Origin of the sequence: Stappia sp. (assembly GCF_048261845.1) — a bacterium.
GTDB lineage: Bacteria > Pseudomonadota > Alphaproteobacteria > Rhizobiales > Stappiaceae > Stappia.
This window is the reverse complement of sequence record NZ_JBLXFR010000118.1, coordinates 1-6,298: the sequence shown is the minus strand read 5'-3', so window position 1 is coordinate 6,298 and position 6,298 is coordinate 1. Positions and strand designations below refer to the sequence as shown.

Below are 6,298 nucleotides of genomic sequence, written 5' to 3'. Positions count from 1 at the left end.
CGCCCCGAGGTCGCTGCCGGCTTTCGGGTCTTCGACCTGTCGACGCCGCTATACTCGCCCGAGGCTCGTGCCATCGGTGAAACCTGGTTCGACCTGATCGAGCACACGCTGCGCCGCGGGGTGCATATCCGTATGTGGCTGTCGGATTTCGACTGTATCGTCGGCACCGAGCTGCACCAGGGAAGCTGGCACAGCGCGCGCCAGTTCTACGCCGCCGCCGAGCTTGCCGGGCCTCGCTCGCACCTCGAGCTATATGTCTCGCTGCACCCGGCCGAGGCCGGCACCCTGTCGCGCCTTCTGCTCTGGCCGCTGGCAAACAAGCGGCTGCGCGACAGGCTCGAGAAGATGTCGCAAAAGGATTTGCACGCGCTTCTGGACGAGCTGCGCGAGATGCCGGCGCTCGACTCTATCACCCAGCGGATCGGCGCGCGGTTGCAGAAACGCGGCATGGGCCCGCTGCCGCTTGCCCCGGCGACCCATCACCAGAAGCTGGCGGTCTTCGACCGCGAGAAGCTTTACATCGGCGGGCTCGATCTGAACGAGCGGCGCTACGACACCAAGGAGCACGACCAGCCCGCCGAGGAGACCTGGCACGATGTGCAGGTCCTGGTCGAAGGCGCGGTTGTCGGCGACGCGCTGCGCCACCTGGAAAGCTTCTCGGAAGTCGTGGCCGGCCACCGTCGACCCGAGCCCGTGCGCTCGGGCGCCTTCTTGCGCACCCTGTCGCGGCGCCGGATTTTCGGGCCGACCAGCATTGCGCCGGTCAGCGTCTGCGACGATTTCGTCGCCGCGCATCGACGCCTGGCGGTGGACAGCCAGCAGCTGATCTATTTCGAAACCCAGTATTTCCGCGACCGCCGCCTGACCCGCCACCTGGCGCGGGCGGCGCAGGACAACCCGAACCTGCGGATGATCCTGATCGTTCCCGCCGCGCCGGAAGAGGTGGCTTTCGACCACAACTACGGCATCGATTCACGCTTTGGCGAGCATCTGCAGGCACGGGCTTTCCGCCAGTTGATCGCGGTGTTCGGCGATCGGCTGTTCATCGGCTCTCCGGTGCAGAGGCGGCGCGAGATCGCGAGCGACCGCAGCACGCTGGCGGCGGCGCCCATCGTCTACGTCCATGCCAAGGTCTCGATCTTCGACAGCAGCGCGGCGATCATCTCGTCCGCCAACCTCAATGGCCGTTCGATGCGCTGGGACACCGAGGCCGGGCTGCTGTTCCGGCGCGAGGCGCATGTCCGCCACCTGCGCGAACGCCTGTTCGGCCACTGGTGGCCCGATGCCGACCCGGCGGGAGAGCTTTTCGATCCTGCGACCGCACAGCAGGCCTGGGCGCATCACGCGCTGGCCAATGTCAACAGCGTGCCGGAGCGGCGGCATGGGTTCATCGTTCCCTACGATCTGCATCCGGGCGAGGAACTGGCCGAACCGCTGCCGATCGCGCCGGAAGAGATGGTCTGAGTCGCACCTGCCCACGCCCGTGGCGCCGCCTCCGGCGGGAGTATTTTCGGCACTGGAAAGCGCGGGCCGACGCTTGTGCGTCACTCGTGGGGCACGGCGCCGGACATGACGAGGCCCCAGAGCATCACCGGGATGGCGACGAAGCCGCCGAGCGGGCCCCAGAGCCAGAGCCAGAAGACCAGCGACAGGAAGACCAGCAGCGGGTTGACCGACAGTCGCTGGCCGACCAGCGCCGGGGTGACGAACTGTCCTTCGAGCATGTTGAGCGTGAGGTAGAGCGCCGCCGGGGCAGCCACCATCGGCCCGTTGAAGGTGACGACGCCGGCCAGCAGCAGGATCACCGCCAGCGAGATCGGCCCGATATAGAGGATGTAGTTCAGCAGCATCGCCAGCAATCCCCAGGTCAGCGGCGAGGGCATCCCGATGGCAAGCATCGCCGCCGCGATGACCACGCCGAAACCCGCGTTGATCATGGTGATGGTCAGGAAGTAGCGCGCCACCATCTTCTCGGAGAACAGCAGCCTCTGCTCGAGTTCGTCGCCCTTGCGGAAGACCTTGCCTGCCCAGGCGTAGATCTGGTTGCGCGACAGCACGAAAAAGAACAGCGCGCCGACGAATACCATGACCTGCGCCGCGATTGTCGGGGCGAAGGCGAGGGCATCGGAGGCCGTGGGGACGGCGATCTGCTCTTCCTTGGGGGCCGCATCACCGTTGCCGTTGTCGTTGGAGATCGCCTCGGCCACGTCCTTGGAAACATCCTCGAGCCCGCGCATGGTTTCCTGCAGCGAGATCACGGTGCTGCGCACCTCGATCCAGATCGTCGGTATTTTCGACAGTGCGTTGCTGACCATGGGTTGCAGGAAGAAGGCGAGGGTCAGCACCCCGAAGACGAACATGATCAGAACGCTGGCCGCGCCGATCACCGGCGGCATCCCGATCTTGTCGAGAAAGCGGGTCAGCGGCGAAACCACGATGCCTGCGACGAAGGCCAGGACCAGGGGCGCGAAGATCGATTCCCCGATCTCCAGCGCCGCCGCGGCGGCAATGATGGCGATCAGGATCGGCGCGCGGTCCACGAGCGTGTCGCGCAAGCGTATTTTGTTCATGTCGAAAATTTCCTTTGGACTGTGAACACGCGAAATCTTGCCGGGTTCCCGGCGCCCCGGAACTTTCCCAACAAGGTGGTGTTGGAAAGACACCCACGCGGTAACCAGTAAAGGAGAGACACAATGAACTGGGATGAAATCGAAGGCAACTGGAAGCAGTTCAAGGGCAAGGCAAAGGAACAGTGGGCGGACCTCACCGACGACGAGCTTGATCGCGCGGAAGGCAAGCGCGACCAGTTGGTCGGCCTGGTGCAGGAGCGCTATGGCCGTGCCCGTGACGAGGTCGAACGCGAAGTCGACAACTGGCGCGCCCAGTACTGATCGGAGATCGCGATGTCGAGCACTGACACAAACCCCGATGACGTGAAGCGGCAGCTGTTCAGCCAGCTCGACGATGTAAGGGCCGGAATGCTGGGCGTCGATGGCGCCCGGCAGCACATGCAGCCGATGACGCATCATGCCGATGGCGAGGCCCAGCAGATCTGGTTCATCACCTCAGCCAAGACCGACCTGGTCGAGGCGATCGGCGGCGGCGGAACGGCTCAATACTGCGTCGTCGGCGAGGATCACGACTACTTCGCTTGCCTGCGCGGTCCCATCGAACAGGTCGAGGACGAGGCCAAGCTCGACGAGCTTTGGAACGCCGTTGTCGCCGCCTGGTTCGACGACGGACGCGAGGACAGCGACGTGACCCTGTTGCGGATGACGCTGAATGACGGCGCGATCTGGACTGCCACCGACAGCGCCGTCGTCTTCGGACTTCAGATCGCCATGGCCAACATGGACCGCGAGAAGAAGCCCGATGTCGGCGAGCACCACGTGGTCCAGTTCAACCGGGGCTGACGGCCGCTTTGCTACCGCTTGTTTACGAGTACCGCCCCGCTGCCCACCTGGCAGCGGGGCTTTTTCATGTGCGACCGACCGACTTACCCAGAGTTGATGCCGCTGGCGACCAGCCAGAGTCCGCCTCGTGCAGGCCGTTGCCGGCGCGGTGTTTGACAGATGGCACCGGGTGGCTGACCCTTGGGCAGCCGGCGATCCGAGGCGACGACTTGGCGACGCGCCTCCTGCACGCGCGCGCAGCCGGCGGCTGAGATGACACGCACGAAAGGACCTTGGACATGGGCACGTCAGGTGAGCCGCAACGCCGGCCGAGCGAAATGGACGTCTTCCTCGGCGAATGGGAGGCAGAGGGCACGTCTTTCGGCGGCACCGATCAGTCGCACGACGCCCCCAGGGCCAACGGCGTGCGGTGGCAGAGCAGTCACAAGGCGTGGTGGCACACCGGTGGCTTCTTTCAGATCGAAGACGAGCGCGCGCGACCCGGCGGCCCGGTCTTTGACACCCATTGGGTCAGGGGCATCGATCCGGAAACGGGAAGGATGTTCGCCAGCTCTTTCGAGAACCACGGGTACACGCGGATCTATGAGCTGACGCGGAACGGCAACGTCTGGACGCTGAGCGGCGCGCATGAGCGTGCGACGATCACCTTCAGTGAGGACGCGCGCCGACAGGACATCGTGTGGGAGTGGAAACCCGAGGGCAAATGGCTGCCGCTTTGCGATCGCACGGCGACGCGGCTCGATTAGTCGCGCAACGCGGGCGCGTGTCCGCGGCGGTGCGGCTCTGGCCTGATGCGGCACAGACCACGACCGACCACGAGAAAGGGGCCGGAGAAAACTCCGGCCCCGATCATTCGGTCAGATGGTCAGAAGGGGATTACTTCTCGTCCCACTCCGGCATCGACTCGAGCTCTTCCTCGGTCGCACCCACGTAGATGCGCAGGTCGTCGCCATCGACTTCTTTCTGGATCGACAGCTCCTGGAAGTCCATCGAGACCGGCTTTTCGCCGATGCCGAGGAAACCGCCCACGTCGACGATGGCGTTGGTGATCTTGCCATCCTCCGACACGATCAGCTCGGAGACTTCGCCGACCCATTCGTCGTTGGCATCGTAGACGGGCGCGCCGGTCAGCTCTTCGCTGGTCATGTCGGCGATCTTGACGCCTTCGTAGCCGTCACGCTCGATGCGCGGTGCCATGATGTCGTTTTCGGCCATCTCGGTCTGCGCTTCGGTCTCGGCCTGGTCAGCCTCCTGGGCCAGCTCGGTCGTGGCTTCGTCGGTCTCCTGCTTCACTTCGGCAGTGGCCTCTTCGGTCTCCTGCTCGACTTCGGCAGCGGCCTGCTCGGTCTCGGTCTCGATCTCTGCGGCAGCCTGCTCGCTTTCCTGCTCAAGCTCGGCCGCGGCCTGCTCGGTGTCCTGCTCCATCTCGGTCTCGGACTCGACTTCGACCTCGGCAGTGTCCTGCTCGATCTCGGTTTCGGTCTCGGTCTCGGCCGAGGCGTTCACCTTGTCTTCCTTCATCGCGTCTTCCTCGAAGGTGAACTCCGGGGCTTCCTCGATGGCGGCCTTGTTGCCGGTGAAGACGATGAAGTAGTCGTCGGCGTCGTCACCGTCGGAGACGAGCTTCAGCTCGTCCATGTTCACGGCGACCTGCTTTTCGCCCATGCCGAGGAAGCCGCCAACGTCGACCAGGATCGCCTGGACCGAACCGTCGCGGTTCATCAGAACGTCGTTGATCTCACCGATGTCTTCCCAGTCCTTGGACGCTTCGTTCATCGGCTCCATGTCGTCCTGAAGCTCGGCCTCGGTCACGTAGACGCGGCTGCCGATGAATTCGGAGGCGCGGATTTCGTTTTCCATCACGCTGTCGCGGAAGGGGCTTTCCATCGAGTGGGTCTCGGCCAGCGCCGGGCCCGACATCAGCGCCACGAGGGCGGTGGTAGTAAGGATGCGTTTCATGTTTCTCTCCTTGGTTCGGTGGTCGGCGCACACCTCATGCGCACTTGACCTTCCAACACCCTCGGAGCGGCCTCTGTTCCTATGCAGATGTGAAAAATAATTGCTCGCAAAGCGGGAACCGACCCCGCGGTTCGGGCGTTGAGTCAGGATGCGTTCGCGCCTAATCCCTTGGAGGGCGCGCGCGCACGATCCCTGTTATATAGCGGTATTCACGTCTTTATCGGGCTTCCACCGGCGAATGCGTTGCCCTCGGCATAGTTGCAGGGGGCCTCTTGCATCTCGAGGTGCAGGCCGGTGCCGGTGAAGGGGTGCGCGCGCGCCAGCGCTTCGTCCACTTCGATGCCGAGACCGGGGCCGGCGGGCGCCTCGATAAACCCATCGTCGACGCTGATCGCACCGCCGATGAGATCGCCGTGAAAGGCGGTCTCGATGGTTTCGCACATCAGCAGGTTCGGGATTGCGGCGGCCAGGTGCAGGTTTGCAGCCCATTCCACCGGGCCGGCATAGAGATGCGGGGCCATTTGCGCGCCGAAGCTTTCCGCCACGGCGGCGATCTTGCGCCCCTCCCAGATGCCGCCGGCCCGTCCCAGCGCCGGTTGCAGGATCTCGGCGGCGCCGGCGCGCAACCCGGCGGTGATCTCCGCCCGCGTGCTCAGCCGCTCGCCAGTTGCGACGGGGATGCGCACGCGCCCGGCGACCCGCGCCATCGCCGCCACATCGTCGGGCGGAACCGGTTCCTCGAACCAGAGCGGCGAATAGGGCTCGAGCGCCTGGCCCAGCCGGATCGCTCCGGCGGCGGTGAACTGGCCGTGGGTGCCGAACAGCAAGTCGGCTCGCGTGCCCCCCGCCTCGCGGATGGCAGCGCAGAATGCCACGGACTGCGCGATGTCCGACATCGCCGGCATGTGCCCTCCGCGCAGCGTGTA

General features: G+C 65.1%; 7 protein-coding genes. 4 read left to right on the top strand and 3 right to left on the bottom strand.

The annotated features are described in order from the left end of the window. On the top strand, nt 1-1,464 hold a 1,464-nt coding region (locus ACN0T5_RS21435), incomplete at its 5' end, for a phospholipase D-like domain-containing protein (RefSeq protein WP_417770635.1). A gap of 80 nt (nt 1,465-1,544) precedes the next feature. Here ACN0T5_RS21435 and ACN0T5_RS21430 read toward each other — a convergent pair. Continuing rightward, nucleotides 1,545-2,570, bottom strand: a complete 1,026-nt coding sequence (locus tag ACN0T5_RS21430) for an AI-2E family transporter (RefSeq protein ID WP_417770634.1) — start codon at nt 2,568-2,570, stop codon at nt 1,545-1,547. A gap of 123 nt (nt 2,571-2,693) precedes the next feature. Here ACN0T5_RS21430 and ACN0T5_RS21425 point away from each other — a divergent pair, with 123 nt between their 5' ends. From ACN0T5_RS21425 to ACN0T5_RS21415, 3 genes are all read left to right on the top strand, one after another. Continuing rightward, entirely contained in the window at nt 2,694-2,891 is a 198-nt protein-coding gene (locus ACN0T5_RS21425; RefSeq protein ID WP_417770633.1) for a CsbD family protein, read from the top strand. A 12-nt stretch (nt 2,892-2,903) separates the two neighbouring features. After that, a complete protein-coding gene (locus ACN0T5_RS21420; protein ID WP_417770632.1) occupies nt 2,904-3,413 on the top strand; it encodes a pyridoxamine 5'-phosphate oxidase family protein in 510 nt (169 codons plus the stop codon). Between the two features lie 278 nt (nt 3,414-3,691). Further along, nucleotides 3,692-4,159 carry a hypothetical protein gene (locus ACN0T5_RS21415; RefSeq protein ID WP_417770631.1) on the top strand — a complete coding sequence of 156 codons (468 nt, stop codon included), beginning with the start codon at nt 3,692-3,694 and terminating at the stop codon, nt 4,157-4,159. Nucleotides 4,160-4,289: 130 nt separating this feature from the next. Here ACN0T5_RS21415 and ACN0T5_RS21410 read toward each other — a convergent pair whose 3' ends face one another. Beyond that, nucleotides 4,290-5,372 carry a PRC-barrel domain-containing protein gene (locus tag ACN0T5_RS21410; RefSeq protein WP_417770630.1) on the bottom strand — a complete coding sequence of 361 codons (1,083 nt, stop codon included), beginning with the start codon at nt 5,370-5,372 and terminating at the stop codon, nt 4,290-4,292. A gap of 209 nt (nt 5,373-5,581) precedes the next feature. After that, the coding region (locus tag ACN0T5_RS21405) for a mandelate racemase/muconate lactonizing enzyme family protein (RefSeq protein WP_417770629.1) at nt 5,582-6,298 on the bottom strand (717 nt) is incomplete at its 5' end.

Excerpts from the sequence above, each read along its gene's own strand:
- ACN0T5_RS21430 (WP_417770634.1), bottom strand. The coding sequence starts at position 2,570 with ATGAACAAAATACGCTTGCGCGACACGCTCGTGGACCGCGCGCCGATC.
- ACN0T5_RS21410 (WP_417770630.1), bottom strand. The coding sequence starts at position 5,372 with ATGAAACGCATCCTTACTACCACCGCCCTCGTGGCGCTGATGTCGGGC.
- ACN0T5_RS21425 (WP_417770633.1), top strand. The coding sequence starts at position 2,694 with ATGAACTGGGATGAAATCGAAGGCAACTGGAAGCAGTTCAAGGGCAAG.
- ACN0T5_RS21415 (WP_417770631.1), top strand. The coding sequence starts at position 3,692 with ATGGGCACGTCAGGTGAGCCGCAACGCCGGCCGAGCGAAATGGACGTC.
- ACN0T5_RS21420 (WP_417770632.1), top strand. The coding sequence starts at position 2,904 with ATGTCGAGCACTGACACAAACCCCGATGACGTGAAGCGGCAGCTGTTC.